Here is a 23,431-nt window from a genome sequence, read left to right as displayed (position 1 = left end):
TTAGCATCACACAGTGCCAGAAGCGCTCGCTTCTGGCACAACGCGAGCATGATAAACTCCTGTTCAGGATATCAGCAGCAGTGAGCCTCCTTTGAGCTGATCAATAAGCACCTGTACAAGGGCATATTCTACGGCAGGGCAGCCATGGGATCGTCCACAACGGCCATATTGCTTAACATACTGCTCCCCTGCATAGGGGACGCCATGAAAGACAATTCCGCGCTTAAAAGCATTACTGTTGCTTGCTTCCAGACCTTCCAGTCTTAGTGCTCTGCCATGTTGTGCCATCGTATAGGTACTCAGCGTTTTGTAGAGCCCTAACGAACTTTGGTATGACTCTGGTGTATTTGAAAAAGTGGTCGCCAGTCCGTCATGATTTGGGTCGCTGCCTGTCCCATGTACCGCATGGACACTCTGCACCGTTTTATTGACCCGATCAAAAATATGCATTCTTTTTGTTTTGGAATGCTCTTTAATTTTGAAAACAGCCCAATATCGGGGATTGGAACCGGCATTATTATGTGTCTGCCAGTCAATCATTCGTTTAATGTCATCGTGCGGAACACCCGCTTCTTCCGCCAGTGCATATAATTCCTCTCCGATAGAGGTTCCCGGCACCAGTGGCGGAACACTAACGTCTGCGCTGTCATTATCAATCAGTGAGCGAAGTCTATTGGCCCTGTTCGTCCACCCTTTAAGGAAAACCTTCTGGGATGGATTTTGGGTGGCAATCTGGTTAAATCGGTCAATAACTTTATCGGCAAACAGCGGAATGAATTTGTCATCGGTAGTATTATTGATGGCTTCCAGCGTCTCACTGTTCATTCTGGCGGTTTGATTAATACCCAGCACCGATTGGCAAATTTTTAATGCTGTTCCTGGGCCAAACAACACGCCCATATCAAATAGCGCGGTAGCAATGCTCTGGTCTAACACTTGATCAAGATTTAATACATCCCAATAATTCTTTTTGTAGATAATATTAATGGTTTCAAAACTCATGTTTTTTACTTCTTCTTCTGTAACATCATCTCTCCCCAGATACTCCTTTAATCGCTTAAGCGTGATGCCTTTATTCGTTGGCCCGCCTCTGTCCGCAGGATGGTTTGTATAGCCACCCTCATTTTTTAAGGTAAATATCAGCGCTTCATCAATATTTGACCCCGGTTGATCAATCACGTTATCAATTGTTGTGATATCCGGTACAGGGTCTTCTGGTAAGGGTTTATCCGTAAACGATTTTTCGGCCGTGAAGGCTTCGAGTTTTTTAATTGCGGACAACGTCAAAGGTCCAATAAGACCATCAATTTTCCCACTATAAAGATCTAATGATTTTAATGCTAACTGGAGTGACTCAATTTTGTTATGAGTAAACATCGCATTCTCCTTTATGAGGGGAGTACAGAAAGCAGGGTTATCCTGTACTTATTTATTTGATATTAGCTCCTGGAGTGGGGAAGGAAATTCATTCACAAAATGAGGCGTAAATAACATCATGCTCACGCACTAAACCCGTCAGACCAACGTTATATTGCTGTGTGTCTTTTTAGAAAAACAACTGTTCTCTTCCCCACTAAATGTTTATTGCAACTCTTGTTTGACGGCAAAGAGAGAATAATCCACACGGATGTTTCCCGTTAGGTCAGGGATGCCATCTCGTTTCCGCTCACCATATCGATAATGCTCTTGCTTGTTGAGTGACATATAGAGCAAACCGAGTTGATCATCGGGATTACTCTTCAGTGCAGTGGAGACAACATTCGTTAAGAATTTTGCAATCATCACACCCGCAGCGAACGCTGGATTGGCGGCTCCAAGAATCAGTGTTCCTAAACTTGCAGCAAAAACATCAAAATCAGGTCGCATAACAGCCGATTCCAGCTTCCTTCCTATGTCGTTGGTATTATTGTCATCCTTAATAACCGTCAGGCACCAGTTGAAATTATCTGGGATTTTGGAGGATGAGTAGAGAGTATATCCAGTATCGCCAAAAGTGAGTACGGAATTATCTCTGACCTCAGAGACTTCACTAAAATATCGTGCTGACACAACTTGTTGAACTGCCTGTGTGAGTAGCTGTTTTTTTACCTCCTCATCATTTTCTGAATACCATGCATCAAGTATCGGAATGTCTGCATCTGAGGTAATAAAACTAATTAATTTAACTTGTACAGCATCATCGACAAAAAAAAGAAAACCTTTTTTATGATTATCTAAAATCCTGATTCTGTTTATTCTAAAATAAAACATACTCCCTCCTGTTGTAGGTGGAGATGACATGTGTATTGAATTCAAATAATCAACGTTATTAATTATCTGTTCAATAGCAGTATAGATTGACCACTCAGACCACGCCAATTGTTGCCATTCGCATCATCATTTAACTGAGAGGAAAAAAATTTCATGTTATTAATTTATTATTGTTCAATGATATTGTGTTATAAGAAATTGGAATGGCAGGATAAAATTATCCTCTTTTTTGATTTTTTGACGGAAAAAACGTTATTGCTGACGTTGAAAAAAGCCAGGTATAAAAACCTGGCTTTCCTCAGGGACGGTGCGCCCGTTTATCCTCAGTTCACGCCGCGCTGAAGGCGGCGCGCAAAGGGTTAAACGCGGCTACCCCACAGATCGTATTCGTCGGCGTTCTCAACTTTTACGCGCACGATATCGCCGGGTTTCACGCTTGTTTCACCGTTCAGATAGACCGCGCCGTCGATTTCCGGGGCATCGGCCATACTGCGGCCAATTGCGCCTTCTTCGTCGACTTCATCCACGATGACCATAATTTCGCGGCCCACTTTTTCCTGCAAGCGTTCAGCAGAAATTTGCTGTTGCAACTGCATAAAGCGGTTCCAGCGCTCTTCTTTTACCTCTTCCGGCACCTGATCCGGCAGTTCATTGGCACCTGCACCTTCAACCGGGCTGTACTTAAAGCAACCCACACGGTCCAGGCGCGCTTCTTTCAGGAAGTCGAGCAGCATCTGGAAGTCTTCTTCCGTTTCGCCAGGGAAGCCAACGATGAAGGTAGAACGCAGGGTCAGCTCCGGGCAGATTTCACGCCACTGTTTGATACGCGCCAGTTGGCGGTCAACAGACCCAGGGCGCTTCATCAGTTTGAGAATGCGCGGGCTGGCGTGCTGCAGCGGGATATCGAGGTAAGGCAGGATTTTGCCTTCTGCCATCAGCGGGATAACGTCATCCACGTGTGGATATGGGTAGACATAATGCAGACGCGTCCAGATACCCAGTTTTGAAAGTTCTTCACACAGATCAACCATGCTGGTTTTGACCGGCGCGCCGTTGTGAAAACCGGTACGGTGCTTCACGTCTACACCGTAGGCGGAGGTGTCCTGGGAGATAACGAGGATCTCTTTGACGCCCGCATCGACCAGACGCTTCGCCTCGCTCAGCACCTCGCCAATCGGGCGGCTTACCAGATCGCCACGCATAGACGGGATGATGCAGAACGTGCAGCGATGGTTGCAGCCTTCCGAAATTTTCAGGTACGCATAATGACGCGGGGTCAGTTTGACGCCCTGTTCCGGTACGAGGCTCAGGAACGGATTGTGTTTCGGTTTGGGCACATAGTGGTGAACATGTTCCAGCACCTGCTCGTAGCTATGAGGGCCGGTGATCTCTAGTACTTTCGGGTGAACTTCGCGGATCTGATCGACTTTCGCACCCAGACAGCCAGTGACGATTACCTTGCCGTTTTCGTTCAGCGCTTCACCGATCGCTTCCAGTGATTCTTGTACGGCGCTGTCGATAAAGCCGCAGGTATTGACGATAACCATATCGGCGTCGTCGTAGCTTGGCACCACGTCATAGCCTTCGGTACGCAGTTCAGTCAGGATTCGCTCCGAATCGACGAGGTTTTTCGGGCAGCCAAGGGAAACGAAGCCGATTTTCGGCTGGTGGGTTACTTTGCTCATAGCTTAAAAATTGTTCAGTTATTGGAATGGTCAGGGCAGGGATTCTACAGAGATCCGGGCAAAAATTGTATCGCAATCTCACCAGGTCTTAAGCACAGGCAAGGTGAAGGTTATAGATACAATGTAAATTTTGTTAATTTATGGTGAATTGTTGATCTCAGGCATCATTGCGTTCAAAAAATGACCATACTATTAAGTTGCACCATGAGTAGATAGAGGAGGAACAAGGTATGGTCGTTGGCAGACTGAGAACTGCTCTACTTAACAAGCTTGTCAACGCGCGAATCGATCTCGCCGCGTACCTGCAGTTGAGGAAAGCGAAAGGCTACATGTCAGTCAGCGAAAGTGATCGTCTGCGTGATAACTTTTTTGAATTGAATCGCGAACTTCACGATAAATCACGACTGCAGAAACTTCATCTGGATACAGAAGAATGGGAGGCATTGCATCTTGCTGAAGGTGCATTATCTGCCGCTGCCGTCTGCCTTATGAGCGGGCATCATGATTGTCCGACTTTCATTTCCGTCAACGCAGAGAAACTTGAAAACTGTCTGACGAATTTGACGCTCAGCATCCAGTGCCTGAAAACGCATTCCATGCTGGCACAGGTCTAAGCTGGGGGGAGGCAACTCCCCCTTATCGTCCGTTTTTGTAAATATAATTCTGCACGCCTTCTCGCTGACTACGCTTTAACGCAGAGCCCTACAGGAGGCGTTATGCGTCGATCTCATCGCTGGTTACTCCCATTGTTGCTGTTCTCAACGCTTGTTGATGCCGCGCCATCCGCAGTCAGGGTTGATGTGCTGCAAACCAAACTTGATCATCCATGGTCGCTGGCTTTTTTACCCGATAATCGCGGCATGTTGATTACGCTTAAAGGCGGCCAACTGCGGCACTGGCAAGCCGGCAAAGGGCTTTCCGATCCGCTGACGGGAGTGCCAAAAGTGTGGGCGCATGGGCAGGGGGGATTGCTGGATGTGGTGCTGGCGCCCGACTTTGCGCAGTCACGCCGCGTCTGGCTCAGTTTTTCGGAAAGCGATCTGAACGATAATGCGGGCACGGCAGTAGGGTATGGGCGACTCAGCAAAGACCTGAAGCGTCTTGAGAACTTCCAGACTGTGTTTCGTCAAATGCCGAAACTCTCCACCGGAAACCATTTTGGCGGACGATTAGTATTTGATGGCAAAGGGCATCTGTTTATTGGCTTAGGGGAAAATAATCAGCGTCCTACCGCCCAGGATCTGGATAAATTGCAGGGCAAAGTGGTGCGTCTGACCGATCAGGGAAAAATCCCACCCGATAACCCGTTTGTCAGCAAAGATGGGGCGCGCCCTGAAATCTGGGCGTACGGCATTCGTAATCCGCAGGGGATGGCAATAAACCCGTGGAGCGATACGCTTTGGCTCAATGAACATGGCCCCCGCGGCGGGGACGAAATTAATATTCCGGAAAAAGGCAAAAACTACGGCTGGCCGCTGGCAACCTGGGGAATCAACTACAGCGGTTTTAAAATCCCGGAAGCGAAAGGGGAGATTGTCGCGGGGACAGAGCAGCCGATCTTTTACTGGAAGCACTCGCCCGCCGTCAGTGGCATGGCGTTTTATAACAGCGACCGATTCCCGCAGTGGCAGCAAAAACTCTTCATTGGGGCGTTAAAAGAGCAGAACGTGATTGTTATGACGGTCAACGGGAATACGGTGACGGAAGATGGGCGTATCCTCGGGGAGCGAAGACAACGCATTCGCGATGTTCGCATCGGGCCAGACGGCTTTTTGTATGTGTTAACCGATGAGTCCGACGGGGAATTACTCAGAGTGAGTCCGCGAACGTAACGCGTCATGCCCTCAGACGCCGGGTTAGCCTGTGGCTCACAGACTAACCCGCAGACAGATGCCGCTTAGCTGACCGGGATCATCACGATTTTACGAAACGCCGGACGTTCGCTGAGTTGCTGATACCAGCGCTCAAGGTGCGGACGCGGTGTCCAGGTCAGGCCGACATTGAACAGGTTATAGACGAAGGGGGCGATGGCGATATCGGCCACGCCAAATTCGTTACCGGAGAACCAGCGTTGGCTGGCCAGCGCGTCGTCAAGCATGCCAAACAGGCCATCGCATACTTTAGCGCTGGCGTCGATGGCCGCAGGGTCGCGCTGTTCCACCGGGGTTCTGACCAACCCAAACAGGATCACGCGGTGCGCCGGACTCAACGTTTGATTTGCCCAATCCATCCATTTTTCACCTTCCGCGCGTCGGGCCGGGGAGTCTACCCACAACCGGTTTTGCCCGTACTGCGCTGCCAGATAACGCACAATACTATTGGATTCCCACAGCACAAGGTTGGCTTCATCATCACGCAGTAACGGCACCAGACCATTGGGATTCATGGCCAGATATTCAGCGTCATGATTGAGGCCAAATTGACCTCCGGCGAGAATGTGTTGAAAGGGTAATTCCAGCTCTTCAAGCGTCCATAACACTTTTTTTACGTTGGTCGAGTTGTTCCGTCCCCACAGCGTAATCATAGTAACCCCTTAATTTGATTGGGCAGCCTTAGGGCTGCGTCGGCATCTGACCGGGTACATGGTGAAATAAAGCGCATATTTACGCAACAGCCTGTAAAAAAATCGTGTGGAATGCAGCGTAGCGGGGCGTTATTGCATAAACTTTAAAAACTTTACCTGGTTACGGTTTCTTTAAGCTCGCAAGTGCGTTATTACTCACCAAACGTGTAACACGGTGATGTGACGTGGTTTTTTTGAATGGATACTCGGGTGGCATTTATGAAGCAATACTCCTTTTCTCTTCGCAGCCTTGCTGCGGGCTCAGCACTATTATTCCTTTTTGCGCCGACCTTGCAGGCGGCCGAGCAGACGACCGCGCCGCCGAGCGTTGATGCGCGGGCATGGATCCTGATGGATTACGCCAGCGGAAAAGTGCTGGCTGAAGGTAATGCGGATGAGAAACTCGACCCTGCCAGTCTGACTAAAATTATGACCAGCTATGTGGTCGGACAGGCGCTGAAGGCCGGAAAAATCAAGCTGACGGACATGGTGACGGTGGGGAAAGATGCATGGGCAACGGGAAACCCGGCATTACGCGGTTCATCGGTGATGTTCCTTAAGCCAGGCGATCAGGTGGCGGTTTCTGACCTTAACAAAGGCATTATCATTCAGTCCGGTAACGATGCCTGTATTGCCCTCGCGGATTATGTTGCCGGTAGCCAGGAATCGTTTATCGGATTAATGAATGGGTATGCGCAAAAACTTGGGCTTACCAATACGATCTTCCAGACGGTACACGGTCTGGATGCGCCAGGTCAGTTCAGTACCGCCAGGGATATGGCCCTGCTGGGAAAAGCCTTGATCCACGATGTGCCTGAAGAGTATGCCATTCATAAAGAAAAAGAGTTTACGTTTAACAAGATCCGTCAGCCAAACCGTAACCGTCTGTTGTGGAGCACCAATCTGAATGTCGACGGCATGAAAACCGGGACAACGGCAGGCGCTGGTTACAATCTGGTTGCCTCCGCAACGCAGGGCGATATGCGCCTGATCTCGGTGGTGTTGGGGACGAAAACTGACCGCGTTCGCTTTAATGAATCGGAGAAATTACTGACCTGGGGCTTCCGCTTTTTTGAAACGGTGACGCCGATTAAACCGGATGCTACGTTTGTCACGCAGCGCGTCTGGTTTGGTGATAAGAGCGAAGTGAACCTGGGGGCGGGTGAAGGCGGTTCGGTGACGATCCCGCGTGGACAGCTTAAGAACCTGAAAGCGAGCTTTACCCTGACGGAACCGCAGTTAACCGCGCCGCTGAAGAAAGGCCAGGTGGTGGGCACCATCGACTTCCAGCTTAACGGGAAATCCATTGAGCAGCGTCCGTTAATGGTGATGGAAGCGGTGGAAGAGGGTGGATTCTTTAGCCGGATGTGGGATTTTGTGATGATGAAATTCCATCAATGGTTTGGCTCCTGGTTCGCCTAATCCCCGTGTTGCCGGAGGGCGGCGTTTGCGCTGCCCTCTGGAAAATACTGTTTTAATACATGAGTTTAATGCGCTGCGCTTTCGCGTACTCGACCAGTTCATCATCCGGGCGGCAGTCGCTAATAATGGTATCAAAGCAGGTTAATTCCCCCATTCGCGCCGGTCGCACTTTGCCAAATTTGCTGTGATCCACGACCAGAACGTGGTACTGCGCCATCGACATCGCCCACTGTTTCACCGGTAACTCTTCCAGATTAAAACAGGTCACGCCTTTGCTGACATGCACGCCCGCGGCTGAATAGAAAGCGATATCCGGGCACAGGTTGTTCAGGGTTTCCTGAAAATTGAGCGGCTTAAAAATGGCATTGCTGGCGTGGAATTCGCCGCCACACAGGATGGCGCGACACAACGGTTTTTCCTGCAACGCCAGAAAGGTATTCAGCGAATAGCAAACGGCGGTGAAGGGAAGTTCATTATCGATAGCTTCAATAATCCACGGTGTGGTGGTACCACAGTCAAAAAAAAGCGTCTGATGCGGTTGTATCAGGCTTGCTGCCAGGTGCGCCGCGCGCCGTTTTTCTTCGACCAGACGGGATTTCTGATCGCTGAGTAAATAGTGACTGGCGCTACGGGGTTCCAGAACGATATAGCCGCCCAGCAATACGACGGGCGCGCTTTTATTGTTCAGGTCGCGACGGATGGTCATCTCAGATACGCCCAGAAGGGTCGCGGCTTCTTTTAGGTGTAATTTATCGCTGCGCTTTAAGGCTTGCAGTAATTGACCAATACGCTCGTCGCGTCGTGTTTCCATAGTTCCCCTGAAGAGTTAGTGATCACCCTGCACGGTGCAGGGCGATTAATACTACTCTTTTTTGGTCAGATTAGTCACGCACCCAGCCTTTTCGGATGGGAAGCGCAAAGCAAATGCGATAGCACGTTTGCAGGCTGCGATAGAGCGACGCGCCATATTTTTGCCAAACCATCTGCGCGCTCAGACATCCGATCATCGCCACCAGTAAACCGCCAACCATATCCAGCGGCCAGTGCACGCCGAGGTAAACGCGCGACCAGGCGATTGTCACGGCCAGCACCATCAACACGGCGCCTGACCAGAAACGGTGCCAGAACAAAAATGCCAGCGCAACGGTGAAAATCACCGTGCCGTGATCGCTGGGAAACGAATCATCTGCGGCATGGTGCAGGAAGTTATAGCCAACATGGTCGACAAACGGACGATCGTGAGGGAACAGATGCCCCATTACCCAGGAGACGGCCAGACTGACTACCAGGGCGATCGCCATCTTTATGATTAACTGGCGATGGGCGCAGACCCTCTCTCGCGGTCCCCAAAGCCAGAGTATCACTGCCAGCAACGGCACAATACTGATCAAATCTTTGGCAATGAAAATGGCGAGATCAATTATCCACTGCGCGGAATCGGGGGTGGCGTTGATCAAAGAGAACAGCGAAATATTAATATTTTCCAGCATAACATTCAGGCTTAGCGCAATGAGGTGAATAAAGGACAGCCATGTAAATGACCCGTGCCTGGCTGAGAATAAAATCCCTGTTAAAAACCGTAAAGCGGCATTGTCTTAAATGAAAAATCTCAGGGTAATTAGCAGGATTCCGGCAACATCATAGTGGCAGCAACTTAAATTAACCTTAAAGGAAACTGAAACTAATCGACATTCTGTAAAAATGTGCGCTATTTGCGGTCAACGCGCATAATTTGCTATATCCGCAGACGCGCTTTCATTACACTTTGCGCGATTTTTCATTTGTGAAGAGATTGCATGCAAAACCGTTTATCTTCTGGCGCCCGACTGGGCCGTCAGGCATTGCTTTTCCCTCTCTGTCTGGTGCTCTACGAATTCTCCACCTATATCGCTAACGATATGATCCAGCCAGGAATGCTGGCGGTAGTGGAACAATACCAGGCCGGAATTGACTGGGTGCCGACATCAATGACCGCCTACCTCGCGGGCGGCATGTTCTTGCAGTGGCTGTTAGGGCCGCTGTCGGATCGCATTGGCCGTCGCCCGGTAATGCTCGCGGGCGTGGTGTGGTTCATCGTCACCTGTCTTGCCACGCTGTTGGCGCAAAGCATTGAACAATTTACCTTTCTGCGCTTCCTGCAGGGGATAAGCCTGTGTTTTATCGGCGCCGTGGGGTATGCCGCGATTCAGGAGTCTTTTGAAGAGGCGGTGTGCATTAAAATTACCGCGCTGATGGCCAACGTGGCGCTGATTGCGCCCCTGTTGGGGCCTCTCGTCGGAGCCGCGTGGGTGCATGTGCTGCCGTGGGAAGGCATGTTCGTTCTGTTTGCCGTACTGGCGGCATTCGCCTTTGTCGGTTTACAGCGCGCGATGCCGGAAACGGCAACCCGGATAGGCGAAAAGCTCTCGCTGAAAGAGTTGTGGCGGGATTACAAGCTGGTGTTAAAGAATGTGCGCTTTGTGGCAGGTGCACTGGCGCTGGGGTTTGTCAGTCTGCCTCTGCTGGCATGGATCGCGCAGTCGCCCATTATCATCATTAGCGGCGAACAGCTCAGCAGTTATGAATATGGTCTGCTCCAGGTTCCTATTTTTGGCGCACTGATCGCAGGGAACCTGGTGCTGGCGCGTCTGACGGCCAGGCGAACGGTTCGTTCGTTAATTATCATGGGCGGCTGGCCGATTATGCTGGGACTTATCCTGGCTGCTGCGGCGACGGTCGTCTCCTCTCACGCCTATCTGTGGATGACGGCAGGTCTTAGTCTCTATGCGTTTGGTATTGGCGTGGCAAACGCGGGGCTGGTGCGTTTGACCCTGTTTGCCAGCGACATGAGCAAAGGCACGGTGTCTGCCGCGATGGGCATGTTGCAAATGCTGATTTTTACCGTCGGTATCGAAGTGAGCAAATATGCTTATCTGGGGGGTGGAAACGGCCTGTTTAGCCTGTTTAATCTGGCTAACGGGATCCTCTGGCTGCTCCTGATGTTTATCTTCCTGAAAGATAAACAGGTCGGCGCTTCACGGGAAGGGTGATAATCACCAGCCTGTCGGGGAGCGCCGGCAGGCTGGCTGTTTGAAACGCCGATCAGTGCGAGAACGGCGCTTCGTTGCGAAGAATCCTGTCAATCACGTCCAGCACGCCTTCCTGGTTGTTCGAGCCAGCACGGTATTTTGCGGCGGAAACCACGGCCTCTCTGGCATTCTCCATCGCATAGCTAAAACCGGCCTGGCGCAGCATCTCTATATCGTTACCGCCATCGCCGAAGACGGCGACCTCATCATCGTTGATACCCCAACGTTGTTGGAGCAGACGTAAGCCATTGGCTTTGTGGACGCCTGGAATTATCAAATCGATACTGCCGTAACCGGTATGCACCGGCACCATGATGTCGCCGATGGCCTCGTGCAGTTCAGCCTGCAGTTCAGGAATGCGCTCTTCGGAAATGTTAAGTCCGAATTTAAAGAAAATATCGTTGATATTGCTGAAGTTATCAACGAATTCAAGGCGATGGTAGTACATGGCCGCCATCTCTTTTAAGGCGTCGTCGTACTGCTTCAGGGTGTACGCACTGTTTTTACCGCAGGCGATGATTTCCACCTCCGGGCGCGTCAGCAAATGGTCAACCACCGCATGAAAATCGGCGCGGGACAACTCACCGTTGAACACGTCGTTTCCCTCGCTCACCACCCAACCGCCGTTTTCCGCAACGAAGGCGATTTCGTGGGCAATGTCAGGGAAAAAAGAGATGAGCTGATAATACTGGTTGCCGCTGGCGACCACAAAACGGATCCCTTTCTCTTTCATCTGCTGATACTGCGCCATAAACCGGTCACGGTTATAGGTTTTTTGATCGCTCAGAAAAGTACCATCCATATCTACCGCAATTAACTTGATACCCATTAACCATTCTCCATCGCAGTGTGCGTTTTTGTTTCTGGTTTAGCGACCGCTTTAGCCACCAGCGCCGCCAGCAGCACCAATGCCAGAACGACCAGCATGGCGCTACGCAACCCATAATGTTCGCCGAGATATCCCAACAAGGGCGGCCCGACGAGAAAGGCGAGATAACCGGTGGTGGCGACCACGCTGACGCGCGTCGGGGCGTCGGGGCCGGTATCACTGGCGGCGGAGATAGTCAACGGGAAGCCGAGCGAGGCACCCAGTCCCCAAAGCACCACGGAAAACCCAGCCACCCAGGCGCTATCGACAAAGACGATAAGACCGATACCTAAAGCTCCCATTAGCGCACTGGCGCGCACTACCGCGACGCGGCTATATCTGTCAATAAACCAGCCGCCGGTGAAGCGCCCAACGGTCATCCCTAGCGTGAAACCTGCGTAAATCAGAGAGCCGGACGTTGGGCTAAATCCGTGCCCGTCTACCATTAGCAACGGTAACCAGTCATTGGCAGACCCTTCCGCAAATGCCATTGCCAGTACCACCACGCCAATGAGTAAAAGCTGGATGTCCCGGTAAAAGGGCAGCCCTTTTTCCGCGGAGTGGGTGCCATCCGCGGCGTTTTTACCGGTGCCGTCGGGGATTTCCCGAATGGCGATAAAAATAGGCGCGATGGCTATCAAGCCAGCCAGTAAAATATGCGTTGTGGCCGGTACGCCAAATGCGGTCAACGTCATGCCCACACCGGCGCCCGCCAGTGTGCCCAGGCTATAAAAGCCATGCATCATCGGCAGGACGGTTTTGTTTAATTCGCGTTCAACCGCCGCACCCTCAACGTTTATTGCGACCTCTGCAGAACCGAAACTGGCGCCAAAGACACCTAAACCCAGCGCAAAGAGCAGTGGGGAGGTAAGCCCTAACGCAATGCTGAGGATGGCCATTCCCACGACTGCGCATGACATCGTTATCTGAATAACGTTGCGTGTACCAAAACGCTTCACCAGCCAGGCCGAACACAGAATACCGCTCATCGAACCAATCGAAAGCCCAAACAGAACCGCCCCCATTTCCGCGGTTGAGACAGAAAGGATGTCGCGGATGGCGGGGGTGCGCGTTGCCCAGGACGCCATCAGCAATCCCGGTATGAAGAAGAACATAAACAGCGCCCAGGTTCGGCGTCTTAATGCTCTGCGTGATGAACTGGCGGTCATGAATTCAAACCAAAAAAGAGAAGAGAGAGACAACACTAGCAATTTTGTGTACATTTGTACACAAATGGAATGAGAGGACACAGTGTGCGACGTGCAAACGATCCAAACCGGCGAGAAAAAATCGTTCAGGCTACGCTGGAGGCGATAGTAACTCATGGTCTTCATGCCGTGACGCACCGCAAAATCGCCACTATCGCCCAGGTGCCGCTGGGATCAATGACCTACTATTTTTCAGGCATCGACGATCTTCTGATGGAGGCGTTTAGCGGTTTTACCGAAAGCATGTCGCAGCAATATCAGGCCTTTTTTGATGATGTGAAAGATGCGCAGGGCGCCTGCAATGCGATTACCGACATGATTTACGGCTCTCAGGTCACAACGCCGGACAACATGGAGCTGATGTACCAGTTGTATGCATTTGCCAGTCGTAAACCGGCCTTAAAACAGGTGATGCAGAACTGGATGCAGCGCAGTCAGCGCACGCTGGAGCAGTGGTTTGATCCGGTCACCGCCCGTGCGCTGGACGCATTTTTAGAAGGTATGACCCTGCATTTTGTGACAGACGCAACGCCGCTCGCGCGCGAAGACATTCTGGTGATGGTAAAGCGAATCGCCGGGGAGAGCTGAAACAACGGCTGCTTCCTTATCCGTCGAGCGTTGCGCCCGCCGTTATATTCACCACCGTTGCGGTCATGGCGCTTGCGTGATCCGACGCGAGAAACGCTATCGTCTCAGCCACTTGCGAAAGCGTTGGCAGCCGTTTGAGCATCGTGCTTTGCGCCGCGCCCGCGACCCACTCTTCTACGGATAATCCCATCGCTTGCGCCTTTGGCATAAACACGTCGCGGGTATAAGAGCCTGCCTGTACCGCGTCGGTAATCGCATGACACCGCACGCAGATAGCGCGAATATTTTTCGGGCTGACTTCACTGGCCAGCGCTCTGGTGAACGCTTCTGTCCCTGCGCAGCCGACAATGTGACCGGAATGACCCGACACTGCCATCGGGCCTGCGGGAGCAACGACCGTGAGGATTGTTCCTGTACGTTCACCTCCCATATGGGGAATGACCGCTTTGGATATAGTGAAGTATGCAGACAGAAACGGGCTTATCCCTTGCATAAATTCGGTCAGAGATAATTCTGCGATTCCTTTTCCCTGATTGTGGTTAAAGCCGGTGGCGTTAACCACGATGTCAAAGCTGCCGGTCTGTTGGGCCAGTTGCGCCGTGCGCGTCACGGTGGACTGTTCATCGAGTACGTCGAGGGTAAATGTTCCGACCGTTCCCCCTGCGGCGCGGATTTCACCTGCAACACGATCCAGGCGAGTCTGGGTGCGTGCGCCAAGGTACACCTGCGCCCCTTCACGCGCCATAACATGCGCAACCGCGCTGCCAATTGCGCCGCTACCCCCGAAAACGACAGCGATTTTGCCTTCAAGTAACATTGCGTTATCCCATCACCTGTCTGCCCATTCAAAATTATGGGCAATAACCCGCATCATGCAAGCGGGCAGCAGGTTATGTTGCAGGCGCTAATTTTAGGGCAAGGTCACGGGGGCTGCTTTTTCTTCCCGTTCAGAGCGTTCACGTATGGCCTGCGCTAACTTTTCCTGACTCTCACTTAATTGATTCGAAAGGGCTATATTGCTGGCTGTCAGGGCATCAATCTCTGTCTTATGTTTTTTGTTTTTTTGGATCAGAATGACCGCCAGGACAGGAGCGAGTAAGGCTAACAAGGGTACAAAAACGAGAAATAAAATCATTTCTAAATCCTTTTACGCTATCAATATGAAACAGTTGTGCGTCTTAGGCATGCAATCACTTCGATACCCGAAAAAGCACATTCGACATTATTTTCTGTCGTTGGAATTTTAATTATAGCTGTTGTCAGTCTTGTCGCGATGGCGACCAGGAATCGAGGGTGTTCAGAAGTGAAGAGGGCGAAAACGTCAGGGGGACGGAACTCCGATTTCTGCGACCAGGGTTAGCGTGGTCGCCACTTTGTCGCCATTTAGAAAGGTGACCGGATTACAAAGTGGATATGGTTTAACCAATGAGTTGTGATAAGTAACTTTTGTCAGTAAACTATACGCAGTTAGTGGAAGTGTGATGCCCCCTACACAGACAACCAATCTTGTAGGATTGTAAAAAAGCCCAACCTCACCAGTTGGGCTTTTTTACGTCCAGGTACTACTTATTCGTTGAATCATACGCTGATCTCCCTATAATTCATCTCGTTAGTTGTGTGTCGCAATGCAAAGCCAAAGTACTTACTACTTGAAAAGGAATTCAAATTTTCTGCATGGCTTGCGGAAATGATCATAAGTCCTGGGTGATTACGGGTGGTGCCGGGTCAGACTTTTGGTTTAAGCGCGTCACACTTCCACTAACACTGAAGTGAGGGTGACTATCCAGGCAATGTAAGGGGTATAGTCACCTAAACGCGCTTCCTGAAATGGGAGCAAAACGGATGAAAGCAATCTTAGATGTTGCAATTATCACTCTAAAAGCGCTGACGGCGGTTTTAGAGTTGATCCGCGCTATTTGGTTCTAAGCCAGTAACGTTGGAAACGTAAAGTAAGCCGCTGGGAATAACCGCCCAGCGGCTTTTTTAATGCTTACGTTTCGGGCATGGTGGCCAACGGGTTAAAGCTTAACGAAGTTTCAAGGTGATCAGGTGCAAGGTGGGCGTAGCGCATTGTCATTTTGATATCGTGGTTACCAAGTATTTTTGCAGCGCCAATATATTTCTACCGGACATCATAAAGTGTGCCGCAAAGGTGTGGCGGAGTACGTGTGTTAATTGGCCTCGCGGCAGAACGATAGATGTTTTGTCCATTACTGATGAAAATTGAAAATAGTAATCCTCAAAAAACTTAAATCCCTTCAGGGCTGTCATTTCTTCGTAAAGCTCCTGGCTGATGGGGATGCTTCTATTTTTCTTTCCTTTCGTCCTTGTAAAAGTGATGCGGTACTTTGTGTACTTGTGATCTTGTTAGATTGACTGCTTCACGCCAGCGAGCGCCGGTAGTTAGGCAAATCTTCACCATAAGCGCTAGAAATCTGTTTTGACGGTTATCCGAGGCATCATCTTTGGTCATTCTGAGAGTCTAAAAATTTTAGCGACTGAAAAACTTACTGAACTGAACTCCATAGCCTTGAAGGATATTGACTGATTAGGTCAGGTCAATATTCATAGGTCGGGAAGGCACCTCAATGATTCGTGGTTAGCGTGGTCGCCACTTTGTCGCCAGATACGGGAAAGTGATGGTGTAAGTGATTGATTTGATAGATGGCAAATTTCAGGCAACAAAAAACCCATCAACCTTGAACCAAAACGGCGGGGTTGATGGGCTCCACAAATTGGGGACATCAAAGAAAAGCAGTGGCACTAGTTATGACTGACACCTTTAAGAAAAGTTCTACTCACCTGCAAAAATTTTTCACTTAAAGGCAAATGTCAGTTTTAGCCTAAGCCAGGCCAGATGATGACGATGAGTGTCCCCGCCAGCGTTAACAAGACGTTGGCAATCGCGTAGGTGCCTGCATAACCTAATGCAGGGATGTTGCTGCGCGCGGTGTCGCTGATGATTTCCATCGCTGGGGCACAGGTACGAGCTCCCATCATCGCGCCAAATAATAAAGCGCGGTTCATGCGTAATACATAGGCGCCAAACAGGAAACAGATGACAACGGGCACCAGGCTGACCACCAGACCTGCAATCAGCATTTGTCCGCCGACAGCGCCAAGTCCGTTGCCGATACCGCTACCTGCACTCAAACCGACGCCCGCCATGAATACCATCAGGCCAAACTCTTTCACCATGTTCAGCGCCCCCTGAGGGATGTAGCCAAAGGTGGGGTGGTTGGCGCGCAGAAAGCCCAGCATGATCCCGGCAAACAGCAGTCCGGCAGCATTACCGATCCCGAAACTGAAGTTGCTGAACTGGAAAGTGATCATCCCGATCATCAGGCCAATAATAAAGAAAGCGCAGAAGGCCAGCAGGTCAGTGACCTGGCTGTGAATGGAGATAAATCCAATGCGATCGGCAATGGTTTTCACGCGACGGGCATCGCCGCTCACCTGCAGGACATCGCCTTTGTTCAGCACCACATTGTCGTCAATGGGCATTTCAATCTGGCTGCGGATCACGCGGTTAAGAAAACAACCGTGGTCTGTGAGTTTCAACTGCGCAAGACGGCGTCCCACGGCATTGTGGTTTTTCACCACGATCTCTTCGGTAACGATGCGCATGTCGAGCAAATCACGGTCGAAGACCTCTTTCCCATTACGGAAGCTGTGATCGAGGCGGGCATGGGCGTCAGGGTAGCCCACTAACGCGATTTCATCGCCCATTTGCAACACCGCATCGCCATCGGGATTTGCCAGAATACCGTTACGGCGGATCCGCTCAATGTAACAGCCAGTCTGACGATAAATACCCAGCTCGCGCAGATTTTTTCCGTCGGCCCATGCAACGAGTTCCGGCCCCACGCGGTAAGCGCGGATAACCGGCAGATAGACTTTACGGTTGGCGTCAGTGTCCAGGCCGCGTTCGCGTGCGATCTGTTGGGCGCTGGTTTGCAGATCCTGGTGCTGGAGTTTCGGCAGGTAGCGGGCGCCGACAATTAAACTGACCAGGCCTATCAGATAGGTCAGCGCGTAGCCCAGGCTCAGGTTATCCAGCGCGGCAGAAAGTTGGGAACTCGCCATTCCGGAATGGCGCAGCGTGTCGCCCGCACCGACAAGCACCGGCGTGGAGGTCATTGAACCGGCGAGCATACCGGCCGTCAGGCCGATGTCCCAGCCAAACAGCTTACCTAACCCTAAGGCGATCAGCAGGGCGCTACCCACCATCACCAGGGCTAACATCAGATAGTTTTTCCCATCGCGAAAAAAAATGGAAAAAAAGTTAGGCCCGGCTTCCACGCCGACACAGAAAATAAACAGCATAAAACCGAGATTCAGGGCGTCAGTGTTAATACTGAAGTGCTGCTGCCCTAATAATAGAGAGACGACTAAAACGCCAATGGAATTACCGAGTTGGACCGATCCCAGGCGCAACTTGCCCAGACACAGGCCAAGCGCAAGGACCACAAATAATAACAGGATGTAATTCCCATTTAACAAATCTGCGACGTTTATATTCACGGAGACTAACTTCTTGTTTACTAGTAAGCTGTTGAAAGAAATGACAATTTACGCTAATGTTTTTGCCATGAATTAAGGGGCGACGGCATCGTGCACAGCCTCCAAAATAAAAGCAACAAAGCAATTTATGCGGTTAGTTTAATCTCATTACGTATCAACGGCTATAAGAATCGTGTGGGCGTGTTTTGGCATGGAATGCCGAATGACTTTATCTGACTGGACGCCTTCGGGCGAAAAGAGTGTTCGATAGAGAGAGTGTCAGGAGGAACGATTGAAACATAAACAAGGTTGGGCAGGCGCTGTCTGCTGCTTTGTACTCTTTATAGTGGTGTGTCTTTCATTAGTGATGAACGTAAAAGGTGCCTTTCGGGCCTCGGGTCACCCTGAGATTGGGTTACTGTTTTTTACGCTACCCGGTGCGGTGGCCAGTTTCTGGTCTCATCGCAGGGAAGTGATCAAACCCCTGTTTGGTGCGATGCTGGCGGCGCCCTGTTGTCTGTTGCTCATGCGGTTGTATTTTACACCAACCCGCTCTTTGTGGCAGGAGCTTGCGTGGCTGTTTAGCGCGGTGTTCTGGTGCGCGCTTGGGGCTCTCTGCTTTTTATTTATTAGCAGTCTGTTTGACCCGCGGCGCAAGAAAAGCGAATAACGCCCTCATGATGAGGGCGTTACGTCGCATCAGGCAAACAGATTGACGTTCTCTTTTGCCCACGCTTCAAAATCGGTGCAACCGCCGATGTGTTTTTGATCGACAAAAATCTGCGGCACGGTCTCAACCGGTTTACCGACCGTCTTTTCCAGATCCGCTTTCGTGATCCCTTCAGCGTGAATATCGATATAACGGTAGTTGAAATCGTCGTGCTCATTGCTTAATTTCTCTGCCAGTTCTTTGGCACGTACGCAATAGGGGCATCCTGGACGACCGAAAATTACGGTAAACATTGTTTCTCTCCTCGAACTTACTGAGCCTGACGGCGAATCCCATCATGATGCCGCTAAATGGTGATGATTAAAAGCAGGTTGCACCTGTTGCTTTGATATCTTTAGGCTATATCTGTTAAGCAAGTCATATCCGAAAGTTTTACAATGAGCATCCGTTCATCGGGAGACATCATATGCGGACGATTGGCGCGCTACCCAAAAGTGTGTTGATACTGGAGTTTTTCGGTATGGTAATACTGGCGCTGGCCTTGTTATCGCTCAATCACACTCTCACACTGCCTGCACCTTTCAACACCTCGTTGGCTGAAATAGCGATGATCTTTATTGGCGTCCTGCTCATGATCCCTGCCGCAGTCGTGCTGATGTGGCGAATCGCGCAACGACTCGCTCCGCAACTGATGACACGTACCCCCGACACCTCATCCCGTTCTGACAGAGAAAAACCTCATGACTCCAACCATTGATTTACTGTGCGGTCACCGTTCTATTCGCCATTTTACTGATGAAGCGATCTCCGATGCGCAGCGTGAGGCGATCATCGCCGCCGCGCAGGGAACGTCGAGCTCCAGCTTTTTGCAGTGCAGTTCTATCATCCGTATTACCGATAAAACACGTCGTGAAGCGCTGGTAAACTTAACCGGTGGGCAAAAACACGTGGCGCAGGCCGCCGAGTTCTGGGTGTTTTGCGCGGATTTTAATCGCCATTTACAGATTTGCCCCGACGCCCAGTTAGGCCTCGCGGAGCAGTTATTGCTGGGTGTGGTCGACACCGCGATGATGGCGCAAAATGCGCTGACCGCCGCAGAATCTCTGGGGCTGGGCGGGGTGTTCATTGGGGGGCTGCGTAATAATATTGAGGCGGTAACGGAAATGCTGAAATTGCCAAAACACGTGCTGCCGCTGTTTGGCTTGTGTCTCGGCTGGCCCGCCGATAATCCTGGGGTTAAACCCCGTTTGCCTGCCGGGTTGATTGTTCACGAGAATCAGTATCAGCCGATGGATGCTTCTTTATTAGCGCACTATGACGAGCAGATTGCGCACTATTATCAGACGCGAGACAGCAACGCGCGCCGCGATACCTGGAGCGACCATATTCGGCGTACCATCATTAAAGAAAACCGACCTTTCATTCTGGAATATTTACATAAACAAGGCTGGGCGACGCGCTAAAGGCCATAACCCAGTGTATGATACGCAGGCTTTTACCAGGTCTTTCAGAGAGGTGCAGGGTGAAAATTGCCATTTTGTCCCGGGACGGAACGCTCTATTCTTGTAAACGCCTGCGAGAGGCGGCGATGAAACGCGGCCATCTGGTTGATATTCTCGATCCCCTTTCCTGCTATATGAACGTCAGTCCGGCTGGCTCGTCCATTCATTACAAAGGTCGCCAGCTTCCTCAATATGATGCGGTCATTCCGCGTATTGGTTCTGCGATTACGTTTTACGGCACGGCGTCCCTGCGTCAGTTTGAGCTGCTCGGCAGCTATCCGCTTAATGAATCCGTGGCGATCACCCGCGCGCGCGACAAACTGCGTTCGTTACAGTTACTTGCCCGGCAAGGGATTGATTTACCCATTACCGGAATCGCCCATTCACCGGACGACACCCATGACCTGATCGAGATGGTTGGCGGCGCGCCGCTGGTGGTCAAACTGGTTGAGGGAACGCAAGGGATTGGCGTTGTGCTGGCAGAAACGCGTCAGGCGGCAGAGAGCGTGGTTGACGCCTTTCGCGGGCTTAACGCGCATATTCTGGTGCAGGAGTATATTGCGGAAGCCAAAGGTCGCGATATTCGCTGTCTGGTGGTGGGCGATGAGGTTGTGGCGGCGATCGAACGACAGGCAAAAGAGGGCGATTTTCGCTCTAACCTGCATCGTGGCGGCGTTGCCAGCATCGCCAACATTACGGCACGTGAACGAGAGATTGCCATTAAGGCTGCGCAAACGCTGGGGCTGGATGTCGCGGGTGTCGATATTTTGCGTGCCGAGCGCGGGCCGTTAGTGATGGAAGTGAACGCATCGCCAGGCCTGGAAGGCGTCGAGAAAACCACAGGGGTTGATATTGCCGGGCGAATGATCCAGTGGATTGAACGTCACGCGACAGCCGAATTTTGCCTTAAAACGGGCGGCTAATCTCAATATTGTACCTGATCGTGGTATGACGCGGTCTTTTTGCGTAAGCTGTGCCCGGTATTTTTTCATCGTAAGAGGTAGCACATTATTATGACATCACTGGTCGTTCCCACTCTGGATACGTTGCGTCAATGGCTCGACGACCTGGGCATGAGTTTTTTTGAATGTGATACTTGTCAGGCGCTGCATTTACCGCATATGCAGAACTTCGATGGCATCTACGACGCAAAAATTGATTTGGTGGATAACACGCTGCTGTTCTCTGCCATGGCGGAAGTCAGACCTTCCGCGCTGTTGCCGCTGGCGGCCGATTTATCCGCGATTAACGCCAGTTCGTTAACCGTGAAAGCGTTTCTCGACATGCAGGATGACAATCTGCCAAAACTGGTGGTCTGCCAATCGTTATCCGTGATGCCGGGGGTGACGTACGAACAGTTCGAGTGGTTTGTTCGTCAGAGCGAAGAACAGATCTCAATGGTTATCCTGGAAGCCGGGGCGCACCAACTTCTGTTCAGCGCTGAGGAAGACGCGCAAAAAAATGGCGCTGAAAACCATTTTCTTCACTGATCCCTTCTAAAAAAAAGCAGCCGCTGCCAAAGCGGCTACTGTTTTCATTGTGTTATGCTGTATTTAACCTTTTCTTAAAGAATTATTCACTTCCTTTCCGGCTGTTTCGCTTTACGTCATAGACAAATCCTGCATAAAAAATTGATAAAAGGCGTTTTTTAATCTGAGCTATAGTCTCAAACCCTGGCTAAAGTTATTCTTGCGAGGCTTTTATATCGCGAGCAATGACGGCAGGGGGAGAGTCGACTCTTCTTTACCTGTGTCGGATGAAAAAATATGCATGTTTTTTGCATATCTTAGAATGTGACAATATTGATTCGTTTGTTAACGGATTTTCATAAGGAAAGAGATTATGACCGCCTTAAATAAAAAATGGCTATCGGGTCTGGTTGCGGGCGCTTTGATGGCCGTCTCTGTCGGCACGCTCGCTGCTGAACAAAAAACCCTTCATATCTATAACTGGTCTGATTATATCGCCCCGGATACGGTGGCTAATTTTGAAAAAGAGACAGGCATTAAAGTTATCTATGACGTGTTTGACTCCAATGAAGTCCTTGAAGGTAAGTTGATGGCCGGGAGTACCGGTTTTGATCTGGTGGTGCCATCCGCGAGTTTTATGGAACGTCAGTTAACGGCGGGTGTGTTTCAACCTCTGGATAAAAGCAAACTTCCTGACTGGAAAAACCTCGATCCTGAATTATTGAAGCTGGTTGCCAAGCATGATCCGGGCAATAAATTTGCGATGCCGTATATGTGGGCGACGACCGGCATTGGCTACAACGTCGATAAAGTGAAAGCGGTGCTGGGGGAAGATGCCCCGGTGGATAGCTGGGATCTGATTTTTAAACCTGAAAATCTCGAGAAGCTGAAAAGCTGTGGTGTTTCTTTCCTGGATGCGCCTGAAGAGGTGTTTTCGACGGTGCTGAACTATCTGGGTAAAGATCCGAACAGTACGAAAGCAGATGATTATACCGGCCCGGCAACCGAGCTGTTGCTGAAGCTGCGTCCCAATATTCGCTACTTCCATTCCTCGCAATACATCAACGATCTGGCCAATGGCGACATTTGCGTGGCAATTGGCTGGGCTGGGGATGTCTGGCAGGCCGCTAACCGTGCAAAAGAAGCTAAAAACGGCGTAAATATTTCCTATTCAATCCCGAAAGAGGGGGCGATGGCGTTCTTTGACGTCTTTGCGATGCCTGCTGACGCGAAGAATAAAGAGGAGGCTTATCAGTTCCTCAACTATCTGTTGCGCCCGGATGTGATTGCTCACATTTCCGATCATGTGTTCTACGCTAACGCTAACAAAGAAGCGACGACGTTGGTCAGCCCGGAAGTCCGTGATAACCCGGGCATTTATCCGCCAGCGGATGTACGCGCAAAAATGTTCACGCTGAAAGTTCAGGATCCGAAGATCGACCGTGTTCGTACACGTGCCTGGACCAAGGTGAAGAGCGGTAAATAAGCGTTTGAGGTTATTGCCCGGTAACGCGCGTACCCGTCCTGCAGAACAGTGGGTTTTGTGGGGCGGGTAACTCGCACGCTACCCGGCAATGCGCACCGTGATGGTGCGTAATTTGCACTGTTTTTTTGTTTTATGCCGGAGAGCACCCC

Annotated in this window: 23 protein-coding genes and 1 pseudogene; 11 read left to right on the top strand and 13 right to left on the bottom strand. The window is 50.7% G+C overall.

Features of this window, described 5'->3' with window-relative positions; genetic code table 11:
- Nucleotides 1-63: 63 nt before the first annotated feature.
- The 3 genes from ACO7SM_RS14555 to rimO all read right to left on the bottom strand — a co-directional run bounded on the left by ACO7SM_RS14555 (nt 64) and on the right by rimO (nt 3,935).
- A complete protein-coding gene (locus ACO7SM_RS14555) occupies nt 64-1,377 on the bottom strand; it encodes a murein L,D-transpeptidase catalytic domain-containing protein (RefSeq protein ID WP_490468131.1) in 1,314 nt (437 codons plus the stop codon).
- Between the two features lie 204 nt (nt 1,378-1,581).
- Nucleotides 1,582-2,250 (bottom strand): hypothetical protein, encoded by a 669-nt coding sequence (locus ACO7SM_RS14550; RefSeq protein WP_490468130.1) that lies wholly within the window; start codon nt 2,248-2,250, stop codon nt 1,582-1,584.
- A gap of 359 nt (nt 2,251-2,609) precedes the next feature.
- Nucleotides 2,610-3,935 carry a 30S ribosomal protein S12 methylthiotransferase RimO gene (gene rimO, locus ACO7SM_RS14545; protein ID WP_490468129.1) on the bottom strand — a complete coding sequence of 442 codons (1,326 nt, stop codon included), beginning with the start codon at nt 3,933-3,935 and terminating at the stop codon, nt 2,610-2,612.
- Between the two features lie 230 nt (nt 3,936-4,165).
- Here rimO and bssR point away from each other — a divergent pair, with 230 nt between their 5' ends.
- Together bssR and ACO7SM_RS14535 are read left to right on the top strand one after the other, a co-directional pair.
- Entirely contained in the window at nt 4,166-4,549 is a 384-nt protein-coding gene (bssR, locus tag ACO7SM_RS14540) for a biofilm formation regulator BssR (RefSeq protein WP_490468128.1), read from the top strand.
- 102 nt (nt 4,550-4,651) lie between these two features.
- On the top strand, nt 4,652-5,767 hold the full coding sequence (locus ACO7SM_RS14535) for a PQQ-dependent sugar dehydrogenase (RefSeq protein ID WP_490468127.1): 1,116 nt from the start codon (nt 4,652-4,654) through the stop codon (nt 5,765-5,767).
- Nucleotides 5,768-5,832: 65 nt separating this feature from the next.
- Here the strand turns inward: ACO7SM_RS14535 and ACO7SM_RS14530 are convergent, their stop codons facing one another.
- Complete coding sequence (locus tag ACO7SM_RS14530) at nt 5,833-6,459, bottom strand: glutathione S-transferase family protein (protein WP_490468126.1); 627 nt, start codon at nt 6,457-6,459, stop codon at nt 5,833-5,835.
- A gap of 258 nt (nt 6,460-6,717) precedes the next feature.
- Between ACO7SM_RS14530 and dacC the strand changes: the two genes are divergently transcribed.
- Nucleotides 6,718-7,920, top strand: coding sequence for a serine-type D-Ala-D-Ala carboxypeptidase (gene dacC / locus ACO7SM_RS14525; RefSeq protein WP_490468125.1), 1,203 nt, complete (start codon nt 6,718-6,720; stop codon nt 7,918-7,920).
- Between the two features lie 52 nt (nt 7,921-7,972).
- On the opposite strand, the gene deoR is transcribed toward dacC, so the two are convergent.
- Both deoR and ybjG read right to left on the bottom strand, forming a co-directional pair.
- The gene (gene deoR / locus ACO7SM_RS14520; RefSeq protein ID WP_490468124.1) at nt 7,973-8,731 is read right to left on the bottom strand and encodes a DNA-binding transcriptional repressor DeoR; all 759 of its coding nucleotides are present in this window, start codon (nt 8,729-8,731) and stop codon (nt 7,973-7,975) included.
- Between the two features lie 70 nt (nt 8,732-8,801).
- The gene (gene ybjG, locus ACO7SM_RS14515) at nt 8,802-9,410 is read right to left on the bottom strand and encodes an undecaprenyl-diphosphate phosphatase (RefSeq protein WP_490468123.1); all 609 of its coding nucleotides are present in this window, start codon (nt 9,408-9,410) and stop codon (nt 8,802-8,804) included.
- Nucleotides 9,411-9,716: 306 nt separating this feature from the next.
- On the opposite strand from ybjG, the gene ACO7SM_RS14510 reads away from it, so the two are divergent.
- Nucleotides 9,717-10,949 carry an MFS transporter gene (locus tag ACO7SM_RS14510; RefSeq protein ID WP_490468122.1) on the top strand — a complete coding sequence of 411 codons (1,233 nt, stop codon included), beginning with the start codon at nt 9,717-9,719 and terminating at the stop codon, nt 10,947-10,949.
- Between the two features lie 52 nt (nt 10,950-11,001).
- On the opposite strand, the gene ACO7SM_RS14505 is transcribed toward ACO7SM_RS14510, so the two are convergent.
- A complete protein-coding gene (locus tag ACO7SM_RS14505; RefSeq protein ID WP_490468121.1) occupies nt 11,002-11,817 on the bottom strand; it encodes a Cof-type HAD-IIB family hydrolase in 816 nt (271 codons plus the stop codon).
- A complete protein-coding gene (locus ACO7SM_RS14500) occupies nt 11,817-13,025 on the bottom strand; it encodes an MFS transporter (protein ID WP_490468120.1) in 1,209 nt (402 codons plus the stop codon). The genes ACO7SM_RS14505 and ACO7SM_RS14500 overlap by 1 nt, the downstream gene beginning before the upstream one ends.
- Before the next feature lie 84 nt (nt 13,026-13,109).
- On the opposite strand from ACO7SM_RS14500, the gene ACO7SM_RS14495 reads away from it, so the two are divergent.
- On the top strand, nt 13,110-13,652 hold the full coding sequence (locus ACO7SM_RS14495) for a TetR/AcrR family transcriptional regulator (protein WP_490468119.1): 543 nt from the start codon (nt 13,110-13,112) through the stop codon (nt 13,650-13,652).
- Between the two features lie 16 nt (nt 13,653-13,668).
- Here the strand turns inward: ACO7SM_RS14495 and ACO7SM_RS14490 are convergent, their stop codons facing one another.
- The 4 genes and pseudogenes from ACO7SM_RS14490 to ACO7SM_RS14475 form a co-directional block, all read right to left on the bottom strand.
- On the bottom strand, nt 13,669-14,469 hold the full coding sequence (locus ACO7SM_RS14490) for an SDR family NAD(P)-dependent oxidoreductase (protein ID WP_490468118.1): 801 nt from the start codon (nt 14,467-14,469) through the stop codon (nt 13,669-13,671).
- A gap of 93 nt (nt 14,470-14,562) precedes the next feature.
- Complete coding sequence (locus ACO7SM_RS14485) at nt 14,563-14,787, bottom strand: hypothetical protein (protein ID WP_490468117.1); 225 nt, start codon at nt 14,785-14,787, stop codon at nt 14,563-14,565.
- A gap of 855 nt (nt 14,788-15,642) precedes the next feature.
- Nucleotides 15,643-16,098 (bottom strand): annotated as a pseudogene (locus ACO7SM_RS14480) (tyrosine-type recombinase/integrase); the annotation flags it as partial.
- 392 nt (nt 16,099-16,490) lie between these two features.
- Complete coding sequence (locus ACO7SM_RS14475) at nt 16,491-18,176, bottom strand: aspartate:alanine antiporter (RefSeq protein WP_192611713.1); 1,686 nt, start codon at nt 18,174-18,176, stop codon at nt 16,491-16,493.
- 271 nt (nt 18,177-18,447) lie between these two features.
- Between ACO7SM_RS14475 and ACO7SM_RS14470 the strand changes: the two genes are divergently transcribed.
- On the top strand, nt 18,448-18,825 hold the full coding sequence (locus ACO7SM_RS14470; RefSeq protein WP_490468116.1) for an inner membrane protein YbjM: 378 nt from the start codon (nt 18,448-18,450) through the stop codon (nt 18,823-18,825).
- A 29-nt stretch (nt 18,826-18,854) separates the two neighbouring features.
- Here ACO7SM_RS14470 and ACO7SM_RS14465 read toward each other — a convergent pair whose 3' ends face one another.
- On the bottom strand, nt 18,855-19,118 hold the full coding sequence (locus tag ACO7SM_RS14465) for a GrxA family glutaredoxin (RefSeq protein WP_162379633.1): 264 nt from the start codon (nt 19,116-19,118) through the stop codon (nt 18,855-18,857).
- Nucleotides 19,119-19,291: 173 nt separating this feature from the next.
- On the opposite strand from ACO7SM_RS14465, the gene ACO7SM_RS14460 reads away from it, so the two are divergent.
- The 5 genes from ACO7SM_RS14460 (at nt 19,292) to potF (ending at nt 23,282) form a co-directional block, all read left to right on the top strand.
- Nucleotides 19,292-19,582 (top strand): YbjC family protein, encoded by a 291-nt coding sequence (locus ACO7SM_RS14460; RefSeq protein ID WP_192611715.1) that lies wholly within the window; start codon nt 19,292-19,294, stop codon nt 19,580-19,582.
- Entirely contained in the window at nt 19,566-20,288 is a 723-nt protein-coding gene (nfsA, locus tag ACO7SM_RS14455; protein WP_490468115.1) for a nitroreductase NfsA, read from the top strand. The genes ACO7SM_RS14460 and nfsA overlap by 17 nt, the downstream gene beginning before the upstream one ends.
- 59 nt (nt 20,289-20,347) lie before the next feature.
- Entirely contained in the window at nt 20,348-21,250 is a 903-nt protein-coding gene (gene rimK, locus ACO7SM_RS14450; RefSeq protein WP_490468114.1) for a 30S ribosomal protein S6--L-glutamate ligase, read from the top strand.
- 90 nt (nt 21,251-21,340) lie between these two features.
- The gene (locus tag ACO7SM_RS14445) at nt 21,341-21,817 is read left to right on the top strand and encodes a type III secretion system chaperone family protein (RefSeq protein WP_276292267.1); all 477 of its coding nucleotides are present in this window, start codon (nt 21,341-21,343) and stop codon (nt 21,815-21,817) included.
- A 352-nt stretch (nt 21,818-22,169) separates the two neighbouring features.
- Nucleotides 22,170-23,282, top strand: a complete 1,113-nt coding sequence (gene potF / locus ACO7SM_RS14440; protein ID WP_490468113.1) for a spermidine/putrescine ABC transporter substrate-binding protein PotF — start codon at nt 22,170-22,172, stop codon at nt 23,280-23,282.
- The last annotated feature ends 149 nt before the right edge of the window (nt 23,283-23,431 follow it).

Source organism: Citrobacter sp. LJND-P06 (assembly GCF_058188415.1).
The sequence above is the reverse complement of the archived record's forward strand: the minus strand, read 5'-3'. Positions and strand labels throughout refer to the sequence as shown.